At 62.4% G+C, this 23,628-nt stretch carries 23 protein-coding genes and 1 tRNA gene; 9 read left to right on the top strand and 15 right to left on the bottom strand.

Annotated elements, in window-relative coordinates; all coding sequences use genetic code 11:
* Positions 1–67: 67 nt before the first annotated feature.
* Positions 68–1,489, bottom strand: coding sequence for a TolC family outer membrane protein (locus R1W01_RS14340; RefSeq protein ID WP_297756396.1), 1,422 nt, complete (start codon positions 1,487–1,489; stop codon positions 68–70).
* 48 nt (positions 1,490–1,537) lie between these two features.
* Positions 1,538–2,191, bottom strand: a complete 654-nt coding sequence (locus R1W01_RS14335; RefSeq protein ID WP_297756397.1) for a protein-L-isoaspartate O-methyltransferase family protein — start codon at positions 2,189–2,191, stop codon at positions 1,538–1,540.
* A 142-nt stretch (positions 2,192–2,333) separates the two neighbouring features.
* On the opposite strand from R1W01_RS14335, the gene R1W01_RS14330 reads away from it, so the two are divergent.
* A tRNA-Cys gene (locus R1W01_RS14330) sits at positions 2,334–2,407 on the top strand.
* Between the two features lie 102 nt (positions 2,408–2,509).
* Here R1W01_RS14330 and R1W01_RS14325 read toward each other — a convergent pair.
* From R1W01_RS14325 to R1W01_RS14315, 3 genes are all read right to left on the bottom strand, one after another.
* Positions 2,510–3,121, bottom strand: a complete 612-nt coding sequence (locus tag R1W01_RS14325; RefSeq protein ID WP_297753697.1) for a TetR/AcrR family transcriptional regulator — start codon at positions 3,119–3,121, stop codon at positions 2,510–2,512.
* A gap of 202 nt (positions 3,122–3,323) precedes the next feature.
* A complete protein-coding gene (locus R1W01_RS14320; protein ID WP_297753700.1) occupies positions 3,324–4,334 on the bottom strand; it encodes an AraC family transcriptional regulator in 1,011 nt (336 codons plus the stop codon).
* Between the two features lie 271 nt (positions 4,335–4,605).
* Positions 4,606–5,070 (bottom strand): GatB/YqeY domain-containing protein, encoded by a 465-nt coding sequence (locus R1W01_RS14315; RefSeq protein WP_317275288.1) that lies wholly within the window; start codon positions 5,068–5,070, stop codon positions 4,606–4,608.
* A gap of 182 nt (positions 5,071–5,252) precedes the next feature.
* On the opposite strand from R1W01_RS14315, the gene carA reads away from it, so the two are divergent.
* Together carA and R1W01_RS14305 are read left to right on the top strand one after the other, a co-directional pair.
* On the top strand, positions 5,253–6,407 hold the full coding sequence (gene carA, locus R1W01_RS14310; RefSeq protein WP_243614651.1) for a glutamine-hydrolyzing carbamoyl-phosphate synthase small subunit: 1,155 nt from the start codon (positions 5,253–5,255) through the stop codon (positions 6,405–6,407).
* 84 nt (positions 6,408–6,491) lie between these two features.
* On the top strand, positions 6,492–8,366 hold the full coding sequence (locus R1W01_RS14305) for a glycosyltransferase family 2 protein (RefSeq protein WP_297753707.1): 1,875 nt from the start codon (positions 6,492–6,494) through the stop codon (positions 8,364–8,366).
* On the opposite strand, the gene R1W01_RS14300 is transcribed toward R1W01_RS14305, so the two are convergent.
* Complete coding sequence (locus tag R1W01_RS14300; RefSeq protein ID WP_243614653.1) at positions 8,363–9,001, bottom strand: GntR family transcriptional regulator; 639 nt, start codon at positions 8,999–9,001, stop codon at positions 8,363–8,365. The genes R1W01_RS14305 and R1W01_RS14300 overlap by 4 nt on opposite strands.
* A 113-nt stretch (positions 9,002–9,114) precedes the next feature.
* Here R1W01_RS14300 and R1W01_RS14295 point away from each other — a divergent pair, with 113 nt between their 5' ends.
* From R1W01_RS14295 to R1W01_RS14285, 3 genes are all read left to right on the top strand, one after another.
* Positions 9,115–9,759, top strand: coding sequence for a pyrimidine 5'-nucleotidase (locus R1W01_RS14295; RefSeq protein WP_243614654.1), 645 nt, complete (start codon positions 9,115–9,117; stop codon positions 9,757–9,759).
* 134 nt (positions 9,760–9,893) lie between these two features.
* A complete protein-coding gene (locus R1W01_RS14290; RefSeq protein ID WP_297753712.1) occupies positions 9,894–10,130 on the top strand; it encodes a hypothetical protein in 237 nt (78 codons plus the stop codon).
* 81 nt (positions 10,131–10,211) lie between these two features.
* The gene (locus R1W01_RS14285) at positions 10,212–11,414 is read left to right on the top strand and encodes a UbiH/UbiF family hydroxylase (RefSeq protein ID WP_297753715.1); all 1,203 of its coding nucleotides are present in this window, start codon (positions 10,212–10,214) and stop codon (positions 11,412–11,414) included.
* 104 nt (positions 11,415–11,518) lie between these two features.
* Here the strand turns inward: R1W01_RS14285 and R1W01_RS14280 are convergent, their stop codons facing one another.
* Genes R1W01_RS14280 through R1W01_RS14270 form a run of 3 tightly spaced genes read right to left on the bottom strand, consistent with a single transcriptional unit; the run spans position 11,519 to position 13,602 of the window.
* On the bottom strand, positions 11,519–12,637 hold the full coding sequence (locus R1W01_RS14280; RefSeq protein ID WP_297753718.1) for an aminotransferase class V-fold PLP-dependent enzyme: 1,119 nt from the start codon (positions 12,635–12,637) through the stop codon (positions 11,519–11,521).
* A 57-nt stretch (positions 12,638–12,694) separates the two neighbouring features.
* Positions 12,695–13,150, bottom strand: a complete 456-nt coding sequence (locus R1W01_RS14275) for an Lrp/AsnC family transcriptional regulator (RefSeq protein WP_243614658.1) — start codon at positions 13,148–13,150, stop codon at positions 12,695–12,697.
* The gene (locus tag R1W01_RS14270) at positions 13,147–13,602 is read right to left on the bottom strand and encodes an Lrp/AsnC family transcriptional regulator (protein ID WP_297753724.1); all 456 of its coding nucleotides are present in this window, start codon (positions 13,600–13,602) and stop codon (positions 13,147–13,149) included. Before R1W01_RS14270 ends, R1W01_RS14275 begins: the two co-directional genes overlap by 4 nt.
* 133 nt (positions 13,603–13,735) lie before the next feature.
* Between R1W01_RS14270 and ilvC the strand changes: the two genes are divergently transcribed.
* Positions 13,736–14,758 carry a ketol-acid reductoisomerase gene (gene ilvC, locus R1W01_RS14265; RefSeq protein WP_243614660.1) on the top strand — a complete coding sequence of 341 codons (1,023 nt, stop codon included), beginning with the start codon at positions 13,736–13,738 and terminating at the stop codon, positions 14,756–14,758.
* Positions 14,759–14,830: 72 nt separating this feature from the next.
* Here ilvC and R1W01_RS14260 read toward each other — a convergent pair whose 3' ends face one another.
* On the bottom strand, positions 14,831–15,334 hold the full coding sequence (locus R1W01_RS14260) for a hypothetical protein (protein ID WP_297753727.1): 504 nt from the start codon (positions 15,332–15,334) through the stop codon (positions 14,831–14,833).
* Positions 15,335–15,452: 118 nt separating this feature from the next.
* Here R1W01_RS14260 and R1W01_RS14255 point away from each other — a divergent pair, with 118 nt between their 5' ends.
* Together R1W01_RS14255 and R1W01_RS14250 are read left to right on the top strand one after the other, a co-directional pair.
* Positions 15,453–15,797 (top strand): hypothetical protein, encoded by a 345-nt coding sequence (locus R1W01_RS14255; RefSeq protein WP_243614810.1) that lies wholly within the window; start codon positions 15,453–15,455, stop codon positions 15,795–15,797.
* A 4-nt stretch (positions 15,798–15,801) separates the two neighbouring features.
* Complete coding sequence (locus R1W01_RS14250) at positions 15,802–16,725, top strand: DMT family transporter (protein ID WP_297753731.1); 924 nt, start codon at positions 15,802–15,804, stop codon at positions 16,723–16,725.
* On the opposite strand, the gene glmM is transcribed toward R1W01_RS14250, so the two are convergent.
* The 5 genes from glmM to ppdK form a co-directional block, all read right to left on the bottom strand.
* Positions 16,722–18,065 (bottom strand): phosphoglucosamine mutase, encoded by a 1,344-nt coding sequence (gene glmM / locus R1W01_RS14245; protein ID WP_297753734.1) that lies wholly within the window; start codon positions 18,063–18,065, stop codon positions 16,722–16,724. The two genes, R1W01_RS14250 and glmM, sit on opposite strands and share 4 nt — an antisense overlap.
* Positions 18,055–19,074 (bottom strand): dihydropteroate synthase, encoded by a 1,020-nt coding sequence (folP, locus tag R1W01_RS14240; protein WP_297753737.1) that lies wholly within the window; start codon positions 19,072–19,074, stop codon positions 18,055–18,057. Before folP ends, glmM begins: the two co-directional genes overlap by 11 nt.
* A 90-nt stretch (positions 19,075–19,164) precedes the next feature.
* Positions 19,165–20,082, bottom strand: a complete 918-nt coding sequence (locus R1W01_RS14235; RefSeq protein ID WP_243614814.1) for a dihydroneopterin aldolase — start codon at positions 20,080–20,082, stop codon at positions 19,165–19,167.
* A 161-nt stretch (positions 20,083–20,243) separates the two neighbouring features.
* Positions 20,244–20,885 (bottom strand): cell wall hydrolase, encoded by a 642-nt coding sequence (locus R1W01_RS14230; RefSeq protein WP_243614815.1) that lies wholly within the window; start codon positions 20,883–20,885, stop codon positions 20,244–20,246.
* A gap of 148 nt (positions 20,886–21,033) precedes the next feature.
* Positions 21,034–23,574, bottom strand: coding sequence for a pyruvate, phosphate dikinase (ppdK, locus tag R1W01_RS14225; RefSeq protein WP_411028163.1), 2,541 nt, complete (start codon positions 23,572–23,574; stop codon positions 21,034–21,036).
* Positions 23,575–23,628: the final 54 nt, after the last annotated feature.

Here is a 23,628-nt window from a genome sequence, read left to right as displayed (position 1 = left end):
CCCACCTTCACATTGGCCAAAAGTGTAGCCGCTGCCCCCGCGCCAGACAACAGATAGTAAAAATTCTTCACTCTTTCCCAATCGCCTTCAGCACCTTGTCGAGCTGCTGGCCACGCTTGGAGCGATTGATCGGCGCCGTTTTGACCAGGTTGTAATAGGCTTCCGGGTCATAGCGCTCGACCTTGAGGTTAAGGTTCTCTGCCGTCAAAAGCCCCATCGACGACAGGACCGAATAGGCGGCCGTGACTTCCGACGCCCGCGCGGTGATGCGGTTCGATTCGGCATCAAGCAGGTCTTGCTCTGCGATCAGCACATCAAGCGTCGTGCGCGAGCCGAGCTTGGCTTCCTCGCGCACCCCGTCAAAGGCGATGCGCGCAGCTTCGATCTGCTGCGCACTGGCGCGAAGCTGCGCCTGCGCCGAGGCAAAACCGGACCACGCGCTGCCCGCCTGCTGTTGGATCGTCAAACGCGTGGCATGAAGACGGCCCCGTTGGGCATCACGATTGGCCATCGACTGACGCAGCAGCGCCGAAAGCTGACCACCGCGATAGATCGGCTGTTCAAGGCCAAGCGAGACCGCGCCCCCTTGCGAGAAATACTGGTCATTGTCGAGATCACGCGTGATCCCGTAAGAGCCTTGCAGCTTGACCGTCGGGCCCATCGCGGCGCGCGCGCGATCAACCCCGTACTCCGCCGCCTGAATGGCATGCTGCACGGCGGTCAGATCGGGATGGCTGCGCACGGCAATCGCACGCACCTCGTCGATCCGGGCCGGCACTTTCGGCAGGCCGCGCGGCGCACGCAGCGATCCAGGCTGATGCCCGACAGACGCCGCATATTGTTCCTTCGAGGCCATCAGATTGCCCTGCGCGACGGCAAGGTTCGCCCGGCCACCAGCAAGCTGTGCCTCGGCAAGCGCCACGTCAGTGCGCGTCACTTCCCCAACCTCGAACCGGTCTTTCGCTGCCTGCAATTCCCGCGCCACAAGGCGCAAGTTGTTGCGGCGCAGCTCGACGATCTGAGCATCGCGGACCACGTTCATATAGGCCTGCACCGTGCCAAGAAGCACCTGCTGCTCGATCGAGATCAACTGCTGGCGCGTCGCCAGAACAGTCTCTTTCGCCGCTGCAACGGCAAGTCTCGAGGCGCCCCCATCATAGACAAGCAGGCTCGCGCTCAACCCGATATTGGCCTCGGTCGCCGAATTATGCGCCGTCACCCCCCCGGTGGTCGCAGAAGCGAACTTGCTGAAAGAGCGCTCCACCTTGGCGGTCCAACCGATGATGGGGCGCAACGACGAGAGCGCCACCGCCACATCTTCGTCCGCTGCACGCAGCAGAGCCCGGTTTTGGATCAGGAGACCGCTATGCTCATACGCGCTCGCGAGTGCATCCGCCAAACTCTCCGCCGTCGCCTGCACCGGCACCATCGCCAGCACCGAAAGCGCGACCGCACCGGCACGCAGTTTCATCACAATACCCAGAGCCATATGCTCCCCCGATTCCATTTTGCGCACCCGGCTTGGGCTGCGAACTGTTTACAACGTAAAGGCGTGGTGTTTTTCGAACCCCGGCAAAACCGGCGCACCCGCGTTGAACGCAAACCGCCAATGGACCTCGCCGTCGATCTTGTAGCCGATCCGCACGACCCCGAGCGCCCCTTCCTGGAACAGGCAGGCAATCCGCCCCCCGTCCTTGAGCTGCGCGAGAATCGCTTCCGGCATGGTTTCGACACCACCCTCGACGAGTATTACGTCGTAAGGCCCATGTTCCGGCGCACCTGCACTCAATTCACCTTCGTGCATCACGACATTGTCCGCACCATGCTCCGAAAGCGCCGTCTGCGCCTCCGAGATCCGGCTTGCGTCATCCTCGAGCGCGATCACGGCCTCGGCCATCCGCGCCATCACCGCCGCGCCATAGCCAAGCCCTGCGCCGATATCCAAGACCAGCTCATCACCGCGAATATCAAGGAAATCCAACATCTTGGCGAGCGTGCGCGGCTCAAGAACGACGCGCCCCGCATCCAAGGACACATGCGCGCCCACATAGGCCATGTCACGGCGCTCCCGTGGCACGAAGGCCTCGCGCGGCACCGCGAGCATTGCATCGATAACCGGGAACTTGGTGACGTCCGACGGGCGGACCTGCGTATCAACCATGGTGGTGCGGAGTGTCTTGTAATCAGCCATGCGTTTATCGCCCTTCAGACTCATGTTGCGAAAGGTTTGCCACATCTACCGACCGGCGGCAACGTCCCGCCCCGCGGTTTCGCATCACATCCCTCTTGCAGCGCACAAAGAGATCAGATATTGCCCACCCCACCACACGGCTGGCGAGTTGGCGGAGTGGTGACGCAGCGGATTGCAAATCCGTGTACACCGGTTCGATTCCGGTACTCGCCTCCAGACTTCTCTCCCAAGACCACCTCGTATGCCGGAAGCGGCGGCCATAGGCGTTGTGGCTGCAAAGCCCGCTCTGCACGCACGGTCGACGTAATCTGCTGGGTCTTAGAGGAAGCGGGACAGGACGCTTCGGAAGAGGTCTTTCATGTCCTCGAGGTTCCGGACGGCGTCGCCGCTTTGGCCTTGCATCACAAAGCGAAACACCCCGTCGAGGACCGCATAGTGGACCGGCGCGTGTTCGGTTTCGCCATGCCCCGCCCGATCAAAGGCGAGGCGCACCACGTCGATCAGATCTTCTTCGATCTCGGCCACGATGGGGCGGAAGGTGTCGTCGAACATCGCCTGGGTGCGGATGTCATACCAGAGTCGGTGGCTCATCGTATCTTCGGCAAGCGAGGTCGCCAGCGCCCCGGCGAAGGCTTCAATGGCCTGCGCGCGTCCCTGCACCGGCTCAAGCGCTGCCCGAGCTCTGCCAACGAAGGCGTCCTTGTAGGTCGCCACGCAATGGATGATGAGGTCATACCGGTCATCGAAGTAATAATGCAGCATCCCAAGCGAAAGATCGCTTTTCTGGGCGATATCGCGCAGTGACGTGTTGGCAAAGCCAAGCTCGACCAGCGCCCGCCGGGCGCTTTGCGTGATCTGACGCTTTTTGGTTTCCCGCCGCGCGTCTCTGCGTGCGAGTCGACCCTTGAGCTTGTCTGGCAGTCTTTCCATCGCGCCGATGTGTCACCGGGTTTCGCGCCAATCAAGTAAAACTCTTGGCCTTCCAGCGCTTGAACCCGGCAAAAAAATTGCAAATCCTTGCGAACCAGCGGGTCTTCGCCGGGTACTCACCATGAAACCCGCGGCAAACAGCCGTTTCGCCTTGTCGTAAGATTGCGTCTTGCCTGATCGATTCCGTCTGCGCGCGCCTTTATCAGAGGCGAAGGGTCTCTGAAGGAAGCTCCCCGAAACGCGACCGATACCGCTTCGCGAATTCGCCCAGATGCACGTAGCCGAAGCTGCGCGCGATCTCGCTGACTTTGCGGGTGGGGTCGGCCTCCAAGAGCTCCCGGCGCACGCCCTGCAAACGCTGCTCGGCGAGGAACTGCGCCACGGTATAGCCCCGGGCTTCGCGGAACGCCTGACTGAGGCTGCGCACACTGATATTTGCGGCCTGTGCCACCTCGGCAAGGCGCGGCGTCGCGGCGGCGTTCTCGATCATATAGGCTTCGGCGATCCGTACACAACGCGGCGGCGCCGCATGGGTCAGCGCGCCGAGGTCGCTCCCGCCCCGGTTATACATCTCGCTCAGGACGTGCACACAGATCGTCGTCTCAAGGTGCCGCCCCAACCGGCTCAACGCGACTTGATCCGGCGTCTCTTCAATGACACTCACAAGATAAGACATGAGCGCCATCCAGCCTGAGCTGGGCCCGCCGATCTTTACCGTGCTGGGCAGCGGGTGTTCGCGCACCGAACAGCCGAACCAATGCAGGCTGATCTCTTCAAGGAGATCGGGCGCGATGGTGATATTGAGCCGAATACAATCGGCGCTGAGCTCGGCGAAATGGCCAAACTCCGAACTGCGCACCACAAGCGCTTCACCGGGGCCAACCACGGTCGGCACCTGATCTTCACCTGCCCTGTGCGATGCTGCGCCACGCAAAGTCGTCGTCACGATCATGTGCGAAATATCAGTGCCTGCACATTCGGCCTGCACAGGTGTTCCGTACTGGGTCCGAGACAGGACCAAACGCCCAAGCTTTACAAAGCCACATCGCCCGCCAAGACCGTGAGTCCGCTCATGATACGTCATTTCCGAAGGTGCAAAGATGGCGTTCGACCATTCCGAAAGCTCATCCCAGCACGATGTTTCAAACCGCTCTACACACTGGATCGGCTCACCAGAAGCCTTTCGCAGTAGCGCGTCCACAAGAACTGCCATTCCACCCCTTACCCCCTATGTCCAATCAGGGCACGCGTCAGATGAACAAAATCGGTCACTGACAAAGGGATTACAGACCGAACTCGGCGCGAGTTCAAGACAGTTGTCCAAAACTCCTAAAAGATGTGATCAAATCGTATGTTTTGCTTCAAGAACACCACAAAACCCTTAAAAATAAGGTTAACTTCGCAATGAAACGTCGCGGTTTCGTGGTAAGGGGCCGGGGCGCGCCGTATCGGCGCGCGCCCATTTTGTCGCAGTTCCCTGCGTCTTACATGGCGCTCAGGCGGTCCTTGACCATCGGCCCGACCTGACCAAAATCCATCTGGCCAGTGTACTTTGACTTGAGCGCGCCCATGATCTTGCCCATGTCGCGGATCGAGCTGGCGCCGGTCTCTGCCACGGCCGCATCAATCGCGGCGGCGATCTCTTTCTCGTCGAGCTGCTTGGGCAGGAATTCCTCGATCACGGTGATCTCCGAAAGCTCCCGCTCCGCAAGGTCGAGCCGCCCGCCCTCTTCATAGGTGCGCGCACTTTCCTGCCGCTGCTTGACCATCTTTGACAGGATCGCAAGAACCTCGTCTTCTCCGACGCCCTCTTCCTTGCATTCGCCCCGCGCGGCAATGTCCCGGTCCTTGATCGCTGCACTGATAAGGCGCAGCGTCGAAAGGCGTGCGGCGGCGCGATCGCGCATCGCTTGTTTCAGCGCCGTATTGATCTCGTTTCGCAATGTCATCCCGTCGACCATTTGCTTGTTTTGTCAAAGCCTGCACCATATCCGCGCTTCCAGTCCGAGGCAACCAGCGGTGCGTTTTCTCAAGCCATTGAAAACAAAGGAAAAGCAAATTCTACGCTCCCTTGACGACGCCCCGCGCCCGACATAGTTTCCCGACAATTTGTCAGCCGGAGAGTCGCGCCATGGTTCACGAAACCAATCCCAAGCCCACAGCCTGTCTTGCCCTTGCCGATGGCACCGTGTTTTACGGGCGCGGATTTGGCGCGACGGGCGACGCCGTGGCCGAGCTCTGCTTCAACACCGCGATGACCGGCTATCAGGAAATCATGACCGACCCCTCCTACGCGGGCCAGATCGTGACCTTCACCTTCCCCCATATCGGCAATACCGGCGTCACCCCCGAGGATGACGAGACAGGCGACCCTGTCGCCGCGGGCATGGTTGTCAAATGGGATCCGACCGAGCCTTCCAACTGGCGCTCCGTTGAAACCCTGTCGAGCTGGCTCGCCGCGCGCGGACGCATTGCCATCGGCGGCGTCGATACCCGCCGCCTGACCCGCGCCATTCGCCAGCAGGGCGCGCCGCATGTCGCGCTGTCGCATGACCCCGACGGCAATTTCGACATCGAGGCGCTTGTCGAGAAGGCCCGCGCCTTCTCTGGCCTTGAAGGGCTCGATCTCGCCAAGGACGTCACCTGCGCGCAATCCTACCGCTGGGACGAGATGCGCTGGGCCTGGCCCGAGGGCTACACCCGCCAGGACGCGCCCAAGCATAAGGTTGTCGCCATCGACTACGGCGCGAAACGCAATATCCTGCGCTGCCTTGCCTCTGCGGGCTGTGACGTGACGGTGCTGCCGGCCTCTGCGACCGCCGAAGAGGTGCTCGCCCATAATCCCGATGGCGTGTTCCTCTCCAACGGCCCCGGCGACCCGGCCGCGACCGGCGCCTATGCCGTGCCGATGATCCAGGAGATCCTCAAGACCGATCTGCCAGTGTTCGGGATCTGCCTCGGTCACCAGATGCTGGCGCTGGCGCTTGGCGCCAAGACCGTCAAGATGAACCACGGCCACCACGGTGCAAACCACCCGGTAAAAGACCACGAGACCGGCAAGGTCGAGATCACCTCGATGAACCACGGGTTCGCCGTCGATAGCCAGTCTCTCCCCGAAGGGGTCATGGAAACCCATGTCTCGCTCTTTGACGGCTCGAACTGCGGCATCCGTATCAAAGACCGTCCGGTCTATTCGGTCCAGCATCACCCCGAGGCCTCTCCCGGCCCGCAGGATAGCTTCTATCTCTTCGAGCGTTTCGCCGCCTACATGGCCGAGCGCGCCTGAGGTCTCCCTTCTCGGGATTCATACGTGTTAACGGGATGTTAACGCACCCTGCGCGATGCTCCTCTCTGGTGAAGGGAGGTGCAGATGACGCAGGCGTTGCGACAACGGACCCCGGACGCCCCCTCCGCCCGACGCGAGGGGGCTTCGTCTGTTGGGCTGTCGCTCGGGCTTACCTTGGTCGAGGCCGGGTTGATCGCGCCATGGCAACTTTTCTTCGCCCGCAAATGGCTGCGTCGGCAGGACAATACCCTGATCGACATCCTCTGCGCCCGTGGCTGGATCACCCCCATCGCCGGGCGCGATGCCTTGGCCAGGTATCTTGAGACCGACGCCGTCGATCTTTCCTGTGATCCCCCCGACCCGGAATTCACCCACCTCTTGCCGCCCGAAATATGCCTGCGCCTCGGCGCCCTGCCGTGGCGGCTGCGCTCTGGTCGCATTGCCCTTGCAACCTGCGCCCCAGACCGCCTCGCCGACAACCGCGCGCTTCTGCCCAACGCCTTACGCGATGCGCCCATCGTCATCGCCACCCCCGACGACATCGACGCCGCCATCGCGCGCCAGCACCGCACCGCGCTGACTGAAGGCGCCGAGAGTCGCACACCGCCTCGCTTCAGCTGCCGGAGTTGGCAACGCAGCCGCCTGCGCCCGGTTCTGCTCGGCCTGATCGGCATCGCACTTCTGCTCGCCCTTGCCTTGGCGCCGGGTGCGCTCTTCCGCGGTCTGGCCCTATGGGCCATGTTCTCGCTCACGGCTGTCTCGGTCATGAAGGCCGCCGCCTTCCTCGCCCATGAAACCGCCGCCCGCGCACGACCGCCCAAAAACATAACGCCTGATCTCCCCTTGCCGCGCATCTCGGTCATGGTCCCGCTCTTTCGCGAGAAAGAAATCGCCCACGCCCTCGTGCGCCGCCTCTGCCGGCTGACCTATCCCAAGCCCCTTCTCGACGTGATCCTCGTGCTCGAAGAAAAGGACGAGACCACCCGCGACACCCTCGCCCGCACCGCCCTGCCCAACTGGATGCGTATCGTGACTGTCCCCGCAGGCTCCGGCCTCACCACCAAGCCTCGCGCCCTCAACTATGCGCTGGATTTCTGCCGGGGTGACATCATCGGCATCTGGGACGCCGAGGACGCCCCCGCCCCCGATCAGCTCGAGACCGTCGCAGCCAGTTTTGCCACCGCCCCGCCCGACGTGGTCTGCCTGCAAGGGGTGCTGGACTACTACAACCCGACCACCAACTGGATTTCCCGCTGTTTCACCATCGAATACGCCGCGTGGTTCCGCGTGATCCTACCCGGACTTGCCCGCATGGGCCTCCCGGTGCCGCTTGGGGGCACAACGCTTTTCCTGCGCCGCTCTGCGATCGAAGAGATGGGCGGTTGGGATGCGCATAACGTCACCGAGGACGCCGACCTTGGCATTCGTATCTCGCGCTACGGCTATCGCACCGAACTGATCCCAACCGTGACCCACGAAGAAGCCAATCATCAACCTCGCGCCTGGATCAAGCAACGCTCTCGCTGGCTCAAGGGCTATATGGTGACATGGCTTGTCCATATGCGCGCGCCCCTGCGGCTTCTGCGCGAAGTGGGGCCGTGGCATTTCCTCGGGCTGCAGCTCATCTTCGCCTGCACGCTCTCGCATTTCCTGTTGGCGCCGCTGATCTGGTTGTTCTGGGCGGGCGCCTTTGGCCTGCCCAATCCGCTCGCCTCCGTCGCCCCGCCCGGCACGGCAACGCTTTTCCTGATCTTCGGGTTTTCGCACGTGTTGATCTCGGCCCGTGCCATCTGGGGCCGCACCCGGCTCTTGCCTTGGGTCTTTGCGATGGTGGCCTATTTCCCCCTCGCCACACTCGCCGCATATAAGGCGCTCTACGAGCTGGTGCTTGATCCCTATTACTGGGACAAAACGGCCCACGGCAAAACCGTCGAGGCCACGCAAGAGACCCTGCCCTAGTCGTGCATTTCCTGACGCAGCCGGGTGACAAATGCCTGCGAGATGTGATCGCGCAGCGCCTTATAGGCCGCTGCCTCGTCGCGTTTCTCGATCGCGCTGACGATCGCATCATGCTCGACCAACGTATCCTCGCCCCGCCCTTCGGCTGCGATCGAGGTTGTCGCCATCAACGCCATGGAGCGATGCACAAGGTCGAGCTGCTGCACGAGGTATCGGTTGTGCGAGGCCAGATGAATCTGCTTATGAAACCGCCGATTGGCCCGCGCAAGCGCCGCCGGAGACTCCTTGAGCTTGTGATCCTCCGTCACCATGTCGCGCAGCACGCGCACCTCTTCTTCCGTCGCGTGCCGCGCCGCAAGGCGCGCCGCCAGCCCTTCCAACTCGGCGCGCACGACATAAAGCTCGGCCATCTGGTTGTGGTCCAAAGAGGACACGATCAGGCTACGACCATCCCGCGCCAAAAGGGATTGCGTCTCAAGCCGCTGCAACGCCTCGCGGATCGGGGTCCGTGAGACGCCAAACCGCTCTGCAAGGTCGCTCTCCACAAGACGGTCGCCGGGCTTGAACACCCCGACGTCAATCGCCTCAAGGATCAACGTATAGGCGTCCTTCTGCATCGGTTTCACTTGCGACATGTGCCTCTCCCTCTTGCGCTCTTGTGGCGCCAACCGGACGAGCATACCCACCGGGCCTCCCCCGTGGCAAGCGCACCATTGATTAGATTGGCCCGCGGGCCTATGTCTCTGACATGCCCAAACAGGATTTCGCCCATGTCTCCACATGGGTCTTCGACCTCGACAATACGCTCTACCCGCCCGAGATGCGTCTTTTTGACCAGATCGAGACGCGGATGACGGATTACGTTATGGCGGCGCTGGGCGTGGACGCGCCGCGCGCCAACCACCTGCGCAGCCACTACTGGCGCAAATATGGCACGACGCTGGCCGGATTGATGCGCGAGCATGATGTCGACCCCCTGCCCTATCTCGACGCTGTGCATGACATCTCCTTCGACCCGCTCGAGCCCGACGCCCACCTTGCGGCCCGCATCAAGGCGCTGCCGGGACGGCGTATCGTCTATACCAACGGCTCTGCCCCCTACGCCGAGCGCGTGCTCGAAGCGCGCGGCCTGACCGGACTGTTCGATGCTGTCTATGGCATTGAACACGCAGGATTTCTTCCCAAACCCGAGCGCGGCGCCTTCGAGGCGATCTTTGCCATGGATGGTGTCACCACCGAAAGCGCGGCGATGTTCGAAGACGACCCCCGCAACCTGCGCGTGCCCCATGACATGGGCATGAAAACCGTTCACGTGGCCCCCGCGCGGCACGAGGAAGAGCATATTCACCATCACACTGACGACCTCTCCGCCTTCCTGACCAAAATCGTGTGACCCCCCGCATCCTTCACCTGTGAGCATTTCACATGATAAGGGGTGCGACATATCATTCACAGAACGGAATATGTGTTGTCAACATGATCTCTGGCTCCTAGCTACCCTCTACGTTCAGACAAGGAGAGCCATCAATGAGCCTGACCGACACCAACCCGACCCTCGAAAACGACGCCGCAGCCCAAGCGCCTGACGCCCATCACGACGAGGTCAGCCCGACCACCGTCAAGGCGATCTTCGTCGTGCTCGCCGCGCTTCTCGTGGCCTGGGGCTCGGCCATCTACGCCTATGGCGTGCCCGGTCTCTATATCCCGGCGCTCTGCTTCGTGCCGGTCATGTACGCGATCCTCATCACCATCGCGAAGGGCTAAACCGCCCGGTCGGTCAGGGGCCGCTGTCCCCTCTTGGACCTCCCGGCGCAGGGCGCTAGATTGGGTTCAGGAGGCGCGCCCATGACACCCGAGTCCCAGACCGACATTCTCATTTCCGGAGGCGGAATCGCCGGCCTCACCGCCGCGGCCGCCTTCGGCTCCGCCGGGTTTTCCGTCCAATGCGTCGACCCGGCCCCGCCCATTACCGAACGCGACAGCGCCGGGGCGGACCTACGCACAACCGCCTTCCTGCAACCCGCCCGCACGCTTCTTGATGAAGCCGGTCTCTGGGATCGCCTCGCGCCCCATGCCGCGCCGCTTGAAATCATGCGCATCATCGACGCCGGTGGGGACCGCCCCGAGGCGCGCATGGTCAAGGAATTCGTCGCCGCCGAGATTTCCGACGCGCCCTTCGGCTGGAACCTGCCCAACTGGCTCCTGCGCCGCGAGATGGTCGCCCGGCTTCAGGAGATGGAAAACGTCGATCTGCGCCTCGGCACCGCAACCACCGGTCTCCTGACCCGCACGAAAGAGGCCGTCGTCTCGCTCTCGGATGGTTCGCGCAGCTCTGCCCGCCTCGTGATCGCCGCCGATGGCCGCAACTCGCCCATGCGCGCCGCCGCCGGGATCGGCGCCCACACGACACGCTACGGCCAAAAGGCCCTCGCCTTCGCCGTGACCCATCCGATCCCGCATGAAAACGTCTCGACCGAGGTGCACCGCTCCGGCGGCCCCTTCACCCTCGTGCCGCTTCCCGATTTCGAGGGCAAACCCTCCTCCGCCGTCGTCTGGATGGAGCGCGCGCCCCGCGCCGAGGCCCTCTCGTGCATGGACGTGGCTGAATTCGAATCCGAGATGACCGCGCGCAGCACCGGCCTCTTTGGCCCGCTGACCCTCGCCTCGCGTCGCACCCTCTGGCCGATCATTTCGCAATCGGCCGAGCGTCTTTACGGCGAACGCCTCGCTCTTGTGGCCGAGGCCGCCCACGTCGTCCCGCCCATCGGCGCGCAGGGGCTCAACATGTCCCTTGGCGACATGCGCACGCTGCTCGATCTCGCCAAGGCTACGCCCGGCGACCTTGGATCGCGCGCCATGCTCGAGACCTATCACCGCAAGCGCTTTGCCGAGGTCAAACTGCGCGTCAAAGGCATCGACATGCTGAACCGTGCCTCGATGGTCTCGGCCCGCCCCTTGCGCGATGCGCGCGCCTTTGGTCTGAACGCGCTCTACGCGCTTTCGCCAGTGCGCAAGACTCTGATGCAGATGGGCCTCGGCGTCCGCTAGCGCGCCGCCCGTTAACCAGGACGGTGCCTTAACACCGCCCCACAGACGCAATACAGACGCGATACCGACGTTATACCGACGTCGGTATCGCCGTTAACCTTTGCTCAGAGAACCTTGTCGAGCACGGTCTTCAAACGGCCCAACGTGCCCTCGACGTCATAGAGCTTATCCAGCCCGAAAAGCCCCAACCGGAAGGTCATGAACCCCTCCGGCTCGTCACAGGCAAGCGGCACCCCGGCGGCAATCTGCATGCCTTCCGCGGCGAACTTCGATCCGTTCTGAATCCCCGGATCACTGGTATAGCTCACAACCACGCCCGGCGCGCCAAACCCTTCTGCTGCAACGCTTTTTACGCCCTTCTCGGCCAGCATCGCACGCACGCCATCGCCAAGCGCCCATTGCGCCTCGCGCAGCTTTTCGAACCCATAGTCCTTGGTCTCCGCCATGGTGTCACGGAACGCCCGAAGCGCATCCGTCGGCATCGTCGCGTGATAGGCATGCCCGCCATTTTCATAGGCCTGCATGATCGAATACCATTTCTTAAGATCAATCGCGAAACTATCCGAGGTCGTTTCCTCAAGCCGCTTCAACGCCTTATCCGACATCATCACCAACCCCGCCGAAGGCGACGCGCTCCATCCCTTCTGCGGCGCCGAGCAAAGCACATCAACGCCAAGCGCCCCCATATCGACCCAGACACAGCCCGACGCGATGCAATCAAGCACCATAAGCGCGCCAACCTCATGCGCCGCATCCGCCATCGCCTTGATATAAGCGTCCGGCAGGATCACCCCGGCCGAGGTCTCCACATGCGGCGCGAAAACCACGTCCGGCTTCACCTCTACGATCTTCGCCACGACCTCCTCGATCGGCGCGGGCGCAAAGGGCGCGGTCACATCGTTCCCTGCCTGCCGCGCCTTCATCACCGTGCTTTCGGCGGCAAAGGCCCCGGCCTCGAAAATCTGGCTCCAGCGATAGGAGAACCACCCATTGCGCACCACCAAAGTCTTGGCATCGCGGGCAAACTGGCGCGCCACAGCTTCCATCCCATAGGTGCCACCGCCGGGGATCAACGCCACCGCATCGGCATTGTAGACCTCTTTGAGCATCCCCGAAATGTCGCGCATAATCTCTTGGAATGCCTTGGACATATGGTTCAGGGACCGGTCCGTGAACACGACCGAAAATTCGTCCAAACCATTGGGATCAACTGCGCTGGTCATGGGGTATCCTCTCTCCTTGTTTGCAAAAGAGCTATCCCGATCCCCCCGCAAAGGCAACTAAAGCGGCCCCGGACGACGCTCCTCACTCAGGAGCACATTCGCCTCCACATTCCCCACCCCCGGCAAGGTCATGATCCGCCGCCGCAAGACCCGTTCAAAGTCCGAAATATCCCGCGCCGTGACCCGCAGGCGATAGTCATAAAGCCCGAGGATATGCTCGACCGTCTGCACCTCGGGAATGGCGCTCACCGCGCGCTCAAAATCCTCGAGCGAGACACGCCCCTTGGTCGCAAGCTTCACGCCCAGGAACACCGTGACCCCGAACCCGAGCTTTTCCGCATCAAGATCAAGCTTGCGCCCCTTGAGGATGCCCGCCTCGTAAAGCCGCCTGATCCGCCGCCACGTCGCCGGTTGGCTAAGGCCAAACCTGCGCCCCAACGCCCCCGCCGTCTGGGTCGCGTCGGTGGCTAAAGCCAAAATTAACCCCCGGTCGATATCGTCCAGATCGCTCATATCGGCAATGTCTCGTCTGATTTGATCCGCGCCACATGCATAAGCGTTTCGATATCCGCGATATGCGGCAGGGTGAGGATCTGGTCGCGGTAGATCGTCTGATAATGCGGCATGTCCCGCGCGATGACCGAAAGACGCACGTCAACACGGCCAAGAAAGGTCTGGATTTCAATGACTTCCGGAATCTCGCGCGCGGCGACAAGGAATTCGTCAAAAGCGCGTGGATTGGTCTTGTCGAGGGTCATGCGCAGGCTGACCTCGACCTCATAACCCATAGCGCGCCAGTCCACGACCGCCCGCACTCCGCGTAAAATCCCCGCCTCGCGCAACTTCTCAACCCGCCGCGACAGACGCGACGCGGTGAGCGTCAGCCGGTCCGCCAGTTCCGGCAAGGGCAGGTCCGGCTCGGCCTGCATATGGCGTAGGATGCGTCTATCAAGATCATCAAGCATGAATTCTTCACTATCATCAAATATGACGAATAGAAACGGCGCATTTCGTGGAAATTTCATGCGTTCCACGACTCGTCTTTCCGTACCCCCTACCTATGATGCCTCCATCACTTAGACAAATGGGAGCGTGGATATGCGCGTTTATTACGATCGCGATTGCGACATCAACCTGATCAAGGACATGAAAGTGGCCATTCTGGGCTATGGCTCGCAGGGCCACGCTCACGCGCTGAACCTGCGCGACTCGGGCGCCAAGAACGTTGTCGTGGCACTCCGCGAAGGCTCGGCCTCGGCCAAGAAAGCCGAAGGCGAAGGCCTCAAGGTCATGGGCATCGCCGAAGCCGCTGCATGGTGCGATGTCATCATGTTCACCATGCCCGATGAACTTCAGGCCGAAACCTACAAGAAATACGTCCACGACAACATCAAGCCTGGCGCCGCCATCGCCTTCGCCCACGGCCTGAACGTCCACTTCGGCCTGATCGAGCCGAAAGAAGGCGTCGACGTCATCATGATGGCCCCCAAAGGCCCCGGCCACACCGTGCGCGGCGAATACACCAAAGGCGGCGGCGTGCCCTGCCTTGTGGCTGTCGACACCGACGCCACCGGCAAGGCGCTTGAGATCGGCCTCTCCTACTGCTCCGCCATCGGCGGCGGCCGCTCGGGCATCATCGAGACCAACTTCCGTGAAGAGTGCGAAACCGACCTCTTCGGCGAACAGGCCGTGCTCTGCGGCGGTCTTGTCGAGCTGATCCGCATGGGCTTTGAGACCCTCGTCGAAGCGGGCTACGCGCCGGAAATGGCCTATTTCGAATGCCTGCACGAAGTGAAGCTCATCGTCGACCTGATCTACGAAGGCGGCATCGCGAACATGAACTACTCGATCTCGAACACCGCCGAGTATGGCGAGTATGTCTCGGGTCCGCGCGTCCTGCCCTATGAGCAGACCAAGAAAGAGATGAAGGCCATCCTGACCGACATCCAGACCGGCAAATTCGTGCGCGACTTCATGCAGGAAAACGCCGTCGGCCAGCCCTTCTTCAAAGGCACCCGTCGCATGAACGACGAGCACCAGATCGAACAGGTCGGCCAGAAACTCCGCGACATGATGCCGTGGATCTCTGCCGGCAAGATGGTCGACAAAGAAAAGAACTAAGCCCTTCGCGGACCTGTTCCGCAATGGCAAAGGCGTCCCGCATGGGGCGCCTTTTTCTTTTGGGTCAACGCCTTAGTAGCGGCCGATCGGCACACGCACCTTCTCGAGCACCTTACCATCCGCCGCCACAGCCTTGACCACCGCCTCATAGCGGTTGCCGCGCCCGCCGGAACAGGGCGGCAGGTAGCCGCTGGATTTATACTTGCCCGAACTGCGCGCCTTGGAGATCACCCGCGCACTTCCCGGCAGGCTCCCCTTGAGGCCCGGCACCGCGTAGAGATCCGCCGAAGACCCTTTTGCCGGATACCCGATAACCCCATGGCCACCATTGCGCGAAAGAGGGCCATAGTCGCGATCGTTGAACTCCACATAGACCCAGACCGTTCCCGACGGCAGGCCGCTGACAGCCATCGGCGGCGTCTTGCCCTTGCCGCCAAAAAGCGTGCACTGCTGGCCTGCCGGAACTTTCTTGCCGTCCCAACCGCCCTTGAGCTTGACCGACATATCCGCCATCGCGGTGCCTGCCATCAAAAGGACCACCGACGCCGCGATCCCCATCGTTTTCACCATACGCATAAATTCGCTCCCTATTGAAATGCCTTGGCGCAAGTATCATGCCGCCCCGAGTTTCGCGCAAGAGCCTTGCCCCGCCCCCGCTTTCCGGCCAATGTCGCCCCGATAGAAGGAGCCCCCCATGACCGACGCAAATGCCAATAAACCCAAGATCTTTACCCCGGCATGGTTCTCGGCTCTTCTCAAAGGGGCGCTGCCCACCGGCGAGACCTTCTGGGCGGGCAACTACGGCACCGCGATGTTCCATCAGCCCTTTGTCGCGATCCTTGTCGTGCTGCCGATTCCGCGCCTCATCCCGGCGCTGTTCTGGGCCGCCCTGACGCTTTATCAACTGGCGCTGACTTCCGCCGTGATCCGCTCGAAACCCGGCGTGCCAACGCCGCTTGGTTGGAAGCTCGCAGGGATCGCCATCACGCTCGCGCATGGCGCGCTCTTTGCCTCGCTCGCCCGCTCGATCCTGTCCTGACCCGATGGATCAGCCCGAAATCACGCGCACAAGTTGGCTTATGGTGGGCATTCTCGGCCTCGTCTGGGGCGCGAGCTTCTTGTTTGTCGAGGTGGCGCTTCGCGGCATAACGCCCTTTTGGCTCGCCGCCGCCCGCATCACATTCGCGTCTCTCCTGATGACGGCCCTCTGGGGCGCGCGCGGCTGGCGGCTCTTCACAGAAACCCGTCCCGGCACATGGACAACCGTCCTCATCGTCGGCGCACTAAGCTCTGCCGTGCCCTTCATGCTTCTAAGCTGGGGACAGCAATATGTGACCTCGGGCTTCGCCGGAGTCTGCATGGCGGCCGTGGCCCTTATGGTGCTGCCGCTGGCGCATTTCCTCGTGCCCGGCGAGCATCTCACGCCCCGCAAGACCATTGGCTTCCTATTGGGCTTTTTCGGAGTCGTGGTCCTCATCGGGGGGCAGGCCTTCGTGAGCACTGGCGCCGCTCTTGAAACCTATGGCCGCCTCGCCTGCCTCGCGGCGGCGGGATGCTACGCGTTGAGCTCCGTTCTGGTGCGTCGCCTTCCATCGGTCGATGCCATCGGCCTCGCAACGGTGCTCTTGATCGTCGGCGCGCTCGTGGTGATCCCGGCGGCATGGCTGCGCGAAGGACCGCCGCCGATGCCCAACCAGCAAACCCTTGCCGTGCTCGTTGTGTTGGGTGCGGTACAGACCGCGGCGGCGAACTTCCTGCGCGTTCTGGTGATCCGCACGGCCGGACCAACATTCATGAGCCTGACCAACTATCAAGTGCCGCTCTGGTCCGTTGTCCTTGGCGCGCTCATCCTAGGCGAGCCGCTCCCGGCAAGTCTCTTGCTCGCCCTCGCCCTCATTCTCGCCGGGGTGGGGCTAAGCCAATATGGCGCCCTCACCCGTCTTTTCTCTCGTGTGCAACGCCCCTAAAGAGCGGCTTCAATCTCGGCGACGATCCCGTCCACGGTCTGTTCAAGAAGACCGGAATCCTCGCACTCCGCCATCACCCGGACAAGCGGCTCGGTCCCGGACTTGCGGATCAAGAGTCGGCCTTTGCCCGCAAGCGTTGCTTCCGCCGCCCGGATCGTCTCCTGCACCTGCGCGACCTCAAGCGGCGCTTGCCCCGCTGAGAACCGCACGTTCTTGAGCATCTGCGGCACAGTCTCGAAATTGCGGGCAAGCTCAGACGCCTTGCGCCCCGTCTCGGCCATCGCGGCGAGGAACTGCACCCCAGCCATGAGCCCGTCTCCCGTCGTCGCGTGGTCCGTCATCACGATATGGCCGGACTGCTCGCCGCCAAGGTTGAACCCCCCTTCGCGCATCCGCTCGACAACATAGCGATCGCCCACGGCCGTTCGCTCAAGCCGAAGCCCTTTGCCCTCGAGGAACCGCTCAAGCCCGAGGTTCGACATCACCGTCGCCACAAGCGCCCCGCCCTTGAGACGTCCCGCCTCGGCCCAACGGCTCGCGAAAAGGGCCATGATCTGGTCGCCATCGGCCACTTGCCCGTGCTCGTCGATAATCATCACGCGGTCCGCGTCACCATCGAGCGAAATCCCCACATCCGCACCATGCGCGACAACAGCCGCCGCCGCGGTGCCGGGATAGGTCGAGCCGCAATCGCGGTTGATATTGTGGCCATCCGGCGAGACGCCGACCGGGATCACCTCCGCGCCAAGCTCCCAAAGCGCCTCGGGCGCCGCGCGGTAGGCCGCACCGTTGGAACAGTCGATCACGACCTTCATCCCGTTGAGCGGCAACGCATCCGGAAGCGAGGATTTCACCCGCTCAATATATCGAAACCGCCCATCGTCGATCCGCACCGCATGGCCGATATTGCTCGCCTGCGCGAGCTCGACTCCGCTTTCGATCAGGGCTTCAATCTCATGCTCGACCACGTCCGATAGCTTGAACCCATCAGGGCCAAAGAACTTGATCCCGTTGTCTTCTGCCGGGTTGTGACTCGCCGAAATCATCACCCCAAGATCCGCACGCATCGACGATGTCAGCAATCCGACCGCCGGTGTCGGCACCGGGCCAAGCAGCAGAACGTTCATTCCCGTTGAGGTCAGCCCCGCCGTCAGGGCGTTCTCAAACATATACCCCGAAAGGCGCGTGTCCTTGCCGATCACGACGCGGTGGTTGTTCTTGCCGTCATTGCGGAAATACCGTCCCACCGCCGCACCGATCCGAAGCGCCATCTCGGCGGTCATCGGGTAGGTGTTGGCGCGCCCACGCACGCCGTCAGTGCCAAAAAACTTACGTCCCATCGTACTCTCCCGTTGTCACGGCTTTCCACAAATTCACCGCCTGGTGCGTGTCATCCACGTCATGCACCCGCACGATCTGCGCGCCCTGCGCGATCCCTTCAAGCGCCACGGCCACCGACCCGCCAACACGGTTCTCCGGCTCTGGGGCCTGCCCGATCACCTTGATAAAGCCCTTGCGGCTCGCCCCGAGTAGGACAGGGCAACCGAGGCTATGAAACAAGCTCAAACGCGCCATAAGCGCGAGGTTATGCGCGATCGTCTTGCCAAACCCGATGCCTGGATCGGTCACAATGTCCGCGCGCGGAATGCCCGCTGCCTCAAGCGCCGTGATCCGTTCTTCAAGGAAATCATACACATCAAGAAGAACGTCGTCGTAGACAGGATCGTCCTGCATCGTCGCCGGATCGCCCTGCGCATGCATGACACAGACCGGCGCGCCACGAGAGCCGCAAAGCGGGGCAAGCTCCGGGTCAAACGTGAACCCGGCCACGTCATTGACCATCAAGGCCCCGGCATCAAGCGCCTCTGCCGCCACCGCCGCCTTCCGCGTGTCGATGCTGATCGGCACGTCAAGCGCCCCTGACACCGCCGCGATCACCGGCGCGGTGCGGCGGATTTCCTCCGCGACCGGCACCTCGACCGCACCGGGCCGCGTGCTCTCGCCGCCAATGTCGATCAGGGTCGCACCTTGCTCCGCCATCTCGCGAGCCCGGGCAAGTGCCGCCTCGGGCGCATCATGCGCCCCGCCATCCGAGAAACTATCTGGCGTGACGTTGAGAATGCCCATGATCTGCGGCCGCGTCATATCGAGCGGACCAATGGCCGCGCGCGGCGCAGTCATCGCCGCAAGCGCCTCCTCTGGCACCTCGCTGATCGGCACAACGCGCGGCGGCGCCTCTCGGCTCAGAACTTCGACATGGCTGAACCAAGTCCAGCCACCGGCCAAGACCAACGCGTCATCGGGGCGCGCCCTGTCTGTCTGCGGAATCGCTCGGTAGTATTTTTTCATGCGCCCTGAATGGTCATTCATACGCGACTTGGCAAGCGCCGACTGCCCCGCTTCGGCAGTCCCCCGCCACCTTCGTTTCAAAGATGAAACCTAAATCGCTGCACTTCCAAGCGGCACGTTGCGCGTCGGAATATCCGTCTCTTCCGGAAGGGTCTCGCCCACCGCGATCAACCGGCGCGCCTCCATCACTTCCGCGAACCAGAGCGCAAGCGCGACCGTGTCGCGCGGGCTCGAGCTTGGCCCATCCACCGCATCCAAAACGATCTTCGAAGGCGCCCAGACACAGATCTGGCCGTTCTTCATCGCCCAGTCGAGCTCCGTGCGCGTATTAACAACGACACAGCGCGGATCGCGCGAGGCCAAGACCCAGGCGTTCTGTTCGATGGCAAGGAGGTCGATCCGGCGTTGCGTCATGGCGTGGCCGGTGGTCGGCGCCGGGCTGTCCGGCGCACCGACACAGAAGATCAGCGGCACATCTTCCGCGGCAAGCTGGTCGATCCAGCCTGTGAGGTTCTCCGACATCATCGCCGCGTTCGACAGGTAGACCACCCGTGGGTGCGGTTTCTCATCTTCGTGCAACGCCGGATGCACCACAGCGCGCGAGCGCACGATCTCCACCCCAAGCGCCCCCGGCCCACGGTCAAGCTTTTCGATCCGCACGAAAACGCGCACGGCCTGCGGTTCAAGAAGGATCCGCTCTGCGACCCGCTCAGCCAACGTCTCTAGTAGGTTGAGACGCTCCGCGCCAAGCTCATAGGCAATCGCCTCAGTCACCTTGTCATAAGACAAGATGCGGTCCACGTCGTCTTCGACCGGCCCGGTCAATGGGCGCACTTCGACCACGATGTTAAAGCTGATCCGCTGGGTCGTACCGCGCTCGGCCTGAAACGCACCGATCTCGACCTCGACAACATGGTCGCGCAGGGAAATCCGGTCGAGCGGTTCGTCGGCTGTGGCCTCGGCGCGCTCGGAGGGATGCGCAAAGGCAAGGCGCACTTCGTTGGTCATGGCGGGCTCTCCCGGTCGTCGTTTCGCGTCACCCTATGCGTTCCGGGCGCCCGATAACAGGACATAGGCGGCAGGTGCGCGCAAATTCGCGTCATGCAAGAGGTCCAGGAAAACAAAAAGCCCGCACGCGGCGGGCCTTCTTTCCGACATCTCTGCCGTGCTTAGTCATTCTGCGTAAGCCGCGTCGGCTGACGGTAGAAGTGGTGCACGCCGATGGTCGCCGTGCGCGGGAAGGTGCGGGCCCATTTCGGGTTCACGGCCTTCGTGTGATAGTGGGTCGCCCCATCGGTCAGTACACGCGGCGCTCCGTCGATCACAAGGCGCGCGATCTTGCCAACCCGGTCAAAGGCGTCCGGTTCGCGGATCTTCTCGGCCACGCCATCACATGTGTAGGTGAACTGGCACTGGTACTTGCGTCCGGTTCCCTGATGAATGACGCCACAGAGCGAGTTGGGATACTGGCCATGTTCGACACGGTTCATGATGACCTCGGCCACCGCGAACTGCCCCTTCACGCTCTCGCCACGCGCTTCAAAGTAAAGCGCCTCGGCAAGGCATTGCCATTGATCGTCGGTCTTCTGCACCTCCGGACGCGCATCAATCCAAGCGCGGCTATAGGTGATCTTCGAAGGTGCTTCGTTCTGCTTAGGGCGGAACATGTCCTTGAAGATGCTTCCGAAGGTGAATTTCTGCGTCTGGGAGGCAGCGGATTCGCTCTTCGTGCTGACCCGCGAGGGGGCCTCAGCCAATGCCATACCGGCACACATGGCCAGGCTCAGGGCAGCAGTCGTAATCAGTCTCATTTCAGCCTCATACTCGTTGCGGCAACGGTCCTCCCCGTCCGAGCATCCGGGCCTATTATAGAATCAAGGCTCTTGTGTCCACCCCACGGGCCTTTTCGCCGCAGAACGCAAGAAAAACTTCAAAATCTCGTTAACTTTTTTAGGAAAATTACCCAATCTTGTCGCGAATGGCCAATTGCGCAGCAGCGAGCCGCGCCACTGGCACCCGGAAAGGAGAGCAAGAGACATAGTTGATGCCTGCTTTTCGGCAGAAATCTATCGATTCGGGGCTACCGCCGTGCTCACCACAGACCGAAAGCGTCAGATCGGGTTGCCCCTTCCGTCCCCGCTCTGCCCCAAGCTTGAGCAATTCTCCGACCCCGTCCGCGTCGAGCGTATGGAAGGGATCCTCTGGGTAAACGCCTTGCTGCACATAGGTCGACATGAACCGCCCCGCGTCATCTCGTGACAAACCATATGTCATTTGCGTGAGGTCGTTCGTGCCGAAGCTGAAGAAATGGCAATGCGGCGCGATATCTTCGGCCCGAAGCGCGGCACGCGGCGTTTCCACCATGACACCGAGACGATAGTCGAAATCGACACCCTTTTCCGTGCGCACCGCCGCCGCCACCGCATCGACCCGCGTTTTGACGAGCTCGACCTCGCGCTTGGCGCTCACCAGCGGGATCATGATCTCCGGCACGATCGGTTCGCCCTCGCGGCTTGCCTCGATCGTAGCTTCGAAAATCGCCCGTGCCTGCATGTCGTAAATCTCAGGCACGGTGATCCCAAGGCGCACGCCCCTCATCCCGAGCATCGGGTTGTATTCCTCAAGCGCCTCAACCCGCCGCGTCACATCCGACAGGGGCAGGTTCAACGCCTCTGCCAAATCGCGCAGTCCCGTGCGTTCGCTTGGCAAGAATTCGTGCAGGGGCGGATCGAAAAGACGGATACAGACCGGCATCCCCTCCATGATCCGGAACAACTCGGTAAAGTCCGCGCGCTGCATCGGCAAAAGCTGATCGAGCGCGCTGCGCCGGTCCCCTGCCGCATTTGCAAAGATCATTTCGCGCATCACGGTCAGGCGGTCTGCCTCAAAGAACATATGCTCCGTCCGGCAAAGCCCGATGCCGCCCGCGTTGAAATTCCGCGCCGTGCGCGCATCGGCGGGCGTGTCGGCATTGGCCCGCACGTCAATATCTCGGGCCTCATCGGCCCATGTCATCAAGGCTTGAAACGCATCATCAAGCGCTGCCTCAAGCATCGCAGGCTCCCCGGCAAGCACCTCACCCTCGCTTCCGTCGATGGTAATGACATCGCCCTCGCGGAATTCCCGGCCATCTGGCGCGACAATCGTTTTCTTGCGCATCTGGAACCGGATCGACGACGCGCCTACCACACAAGGCAGGCCAAGCCCGCGCCCGATCACGGCCGCATGGCTCGTGGTGCCGCCGCGCTCGGTCAAGACGGCGCTGGCCGCGTGCATGCCCCGGATATCCTCCGGGTTTGTCTCGCGCCGCACAAGCACGCAAGGCTCTCCACGCGCCGCGCTCGCCTGCGCTTCGGCAGCGGTAAACACGATCCGCCCCGATGCTGCGCCCGGACTTGCCGCGACACCCGTCCCCACGACATCGCGGGGCGCATCCGGGTCGACCTGACGGTGCAGCAATTCATTCAGCGCCCGCGGCTCGATCCGGATCAGCGCCTCCTCCTTGGGAATAATCCCATCCTTGGCAAGCTGCACCGCGATCCGTACCGCCGCCCGCGACGAGCGCTGCACCCGGACGCCATCAAGGATATGCACTGCGCCATTCTCGATCGTGAACTCGATCTGCATCTCTTCACGCAGCCGTTCCCGCATCAGCGCCGCATCAAGCTTCAAAGCCTCGAAAGCCTCCGGCGCCAACTCCTCAAGCGACGGCCCACGCGGGTCTTTCTCGAGGAAAAGCGACTCCGCGCCACCATCCAAGGCATCCCGCCCCTGCGACTGGCTCATGTAACGGCCCGTGATCTGCGGATGACCGGTGATCGAGTTTACAAGCTGCAAGACCCCCGAACCGCATTCCCCACGTCCAAGGCCAAGCACCATCTCTTGCACCACGAGGCCAAGCCCCGCATCCGCCGGGGCGCCCTTGGCCTGCCGCAATAGCCGCGCCGACGTGCCTTCCCATGCCCGCGCCATCGAGCGCAGCACCCCGGCAAGCTGAACGCCCGGGTCTTGCGGAAACGGTTCTTCCGCTTCGTCCTCATAGGCTGCCAACGCGACATCACAAACATCCTCAGCCTCGAGATCGAGGTCGTCGAACATGTCCGGATCAAGCCGCGCGACTTGGATCGAATAGGTCTGGATGAACCGCGCAAAAAGCTTGCGCGCCGCCGACTCGCCGATCTGCGCGCTCAACGCCGCGAGTCGTGCGCCATTCATCCCGATATTGAGAACCGCCCCCGGCCCGCCCCAATCGGGATCTTCCGAGGACGGGCGCACGCAAAGCAAGCTTCCTTCGTCGAGCGGTGCAAGAAGGGCCTTCATATCCGGCATCACGCCCTGCGCAATCCGGTGCACCTCATCAAACGAAAGCGCGACCGTGCGTGGCACCGGAAGGTCAAGCCGCACTAGCCGCTGCAAGCATTTCGCCCGCCCGCCATGCGTTTCGTTGGCAACAGGCGCCGTCGGCGTGATGAATGTAAGATCGGGATTGTCTTGCTGCACTGCGGCACCTTCATATTGAGGCCCGCAGAATACGCCCCGCGGCTTGCGAGGCAA

It is taken from the genome of Shimia sp. FJ5, assembly GCF_032918335.1.
Lineage (GTDB): Bacteria > Pseudomonadota > Alphaproteobacteria > Rhodobacterales > Rhodobacteraceae > Shimia > Shimia aestuarii_A.
The sequence above is the reverse complement of the archived record's forward strand: the minus strand, read 5'-3'. Positions and strand labels throughout refer to the sequence as shown.

Excerpts from the sequence above, each read along its gene's own strand:
- R1W01_RS14295 (WP_243614654.1), top strand. The coding sequence starts at position 9,115 with ATGCCCAAACAGGATTTCGCCCATGTCTCCACATGGGTCTTCGACCTC.
- R1W01_RS14315 (WP_317275288.1), bottom strand. The coding sequence starts at position 5,070 with ATGACATTGCGAAACGAGATCAATACGGCGCTGAAACAAGCGATGCGC.
- R1W01_RS14340 (WP_297756396.1), bottom strand. The coding sequence starts at position 1,489 with ATGGCTCTGGGTATTGTGATGAAACTGCGTGCCGGTGCGGTCGCGCTT.
- R1W01_RS14300 (WP_243614653.1), bottom strand. The coding sequence starts at position 9,001 with ATGTCGCAAGTGAAACCGATGCAGAAGGACGCCTATACGTTGATCCTT.
- glmM (WP_297753734.1), bottom strand. The coding sequence starts at position 18,065 with ATGGGACGTAAGTTTTTTGGCACTGACGGCGTGCGTGGGCGCGCCAAC.
- R1W01_RS14325 (WP_297753697.1), bottom strand. The coding sequence starts at position 3,121 with ATGGAAAGACTGCCAGACAAGCTCAAGGGTCGACTCGCACGCAGAGAC.
- R1W01_RS14250 (WP_297753731.1), top strand. The coding sequence starts at position 15,802 with ATGGATCAGCCCGAAATCACGCGCACAAGTTGGCTTATGGTGGGCATT.
- folP (WP_297753737.1), bottom strand. The coding sequence starts at position 19,074 with ATGAAAAAATACTACCGAGCGATTCCGCAGACAGACAGGGCGCGCCCC.
- R1W01_RS14305 (WP_297753707.1), top strand. The coding sequence starts at position 6,492 with ATGACGCAGGCGTTGCGACAACGGACCCCGGACGCCCCCTCCGCCCGA.
- R1W01_RS14270 (WP_297753724.1), bottom strand. The coding sequence starts at position 13,602 with ATGCTTGATGATCTTGATAGACGCATCCTACGCCATATGCAGGCCGAG.
- R1W01_RS14285 (WP_297753715.1), top strand. The coding sequence starts at position 10,212 with ATGACACCCGAGTCCCAGACCGACATTCTCATTTCCGGAGGCGGAATC.
- R1W01_RS14230 (WP_243614815.1), bottom strand. The coding sequence starts at position 20,885 with ATGAGACTGATTACGACTGCTGCCCTGAGCCTGGCCATGTGTGCCGGT.
- R1W01_RS14335 (WP_297756397.1), bottom strand. The coding sequence starts at position 2,191 with ATGGCTGATTACAAGACACTCCGCACCACCATGGTTGATACGCAGGTC.
- R1W01_RS14320 (WP_297753700.1), bottom strand. The coding sequence starts at position 4,334 with ATGGCAGTTCTTGTGGACGCGCTACTGCGAAAGGCTTCTGGTGAGCCG.
- R1W01_RS14255 (WP_243614810.1), top strand. The coding sequence starts at position 15,453 with ATGACCGACGCAAATGCCAATAAACCCAAGATCTTTACCCCGGCATGG.
- R1W01_RS14280 (WP_297753718.1), bottom strand. The coding sequence starts at position 12,637 with ATGACCAGCGCAGTTGATCCCAATGGTTTGGACGAATTTTCGGTCGTG.
- R1W01_RS14275 (WP_243614658.1), bottom strand. The coding sequence starts at position 13,150 with ATGAGCGATCTGGACGATATCGACCGGGGGTTAATTTTGGCTTTAGCC.
- R1W01_RS14260 (WP_297753727.1), bottom strand. The coding sequence starts at position 15,334 with ATGCGTATGGTGAAAACGATGGGGATCGCGGCGTCGGTGGTCCTTTTG.
- carA (WP_243614651.1), top strand. The coding sequence starts at position 5,253 with ATGGTTCACGAAACCAATCCCAAGCCCACAGCCTGTCTTGCCCTTGCC.
- R1W01_RS14235 (WP_243614814.1), bottom strand. The coding sequence starts at position 20,082 with ATGACCAACGAAGTGCGCCTTGCCTTTGCGCATCCCTCCGAGCGCGCC.
- R1W01_RS14290 (WP_297753712.1), top strand. The coding sequence starts at position 9,894 with ATGAGCCTGACCGACACCAACCCGACCCTCGAAAACGACGCCGCAGCC.
- ilvC (WP_243614660.1), top strand. The coding sequence starts at position 13,736 with ATGCGCGTTTATTACGATCGCGATTGCGACATCAACCTGATCAAGGAC.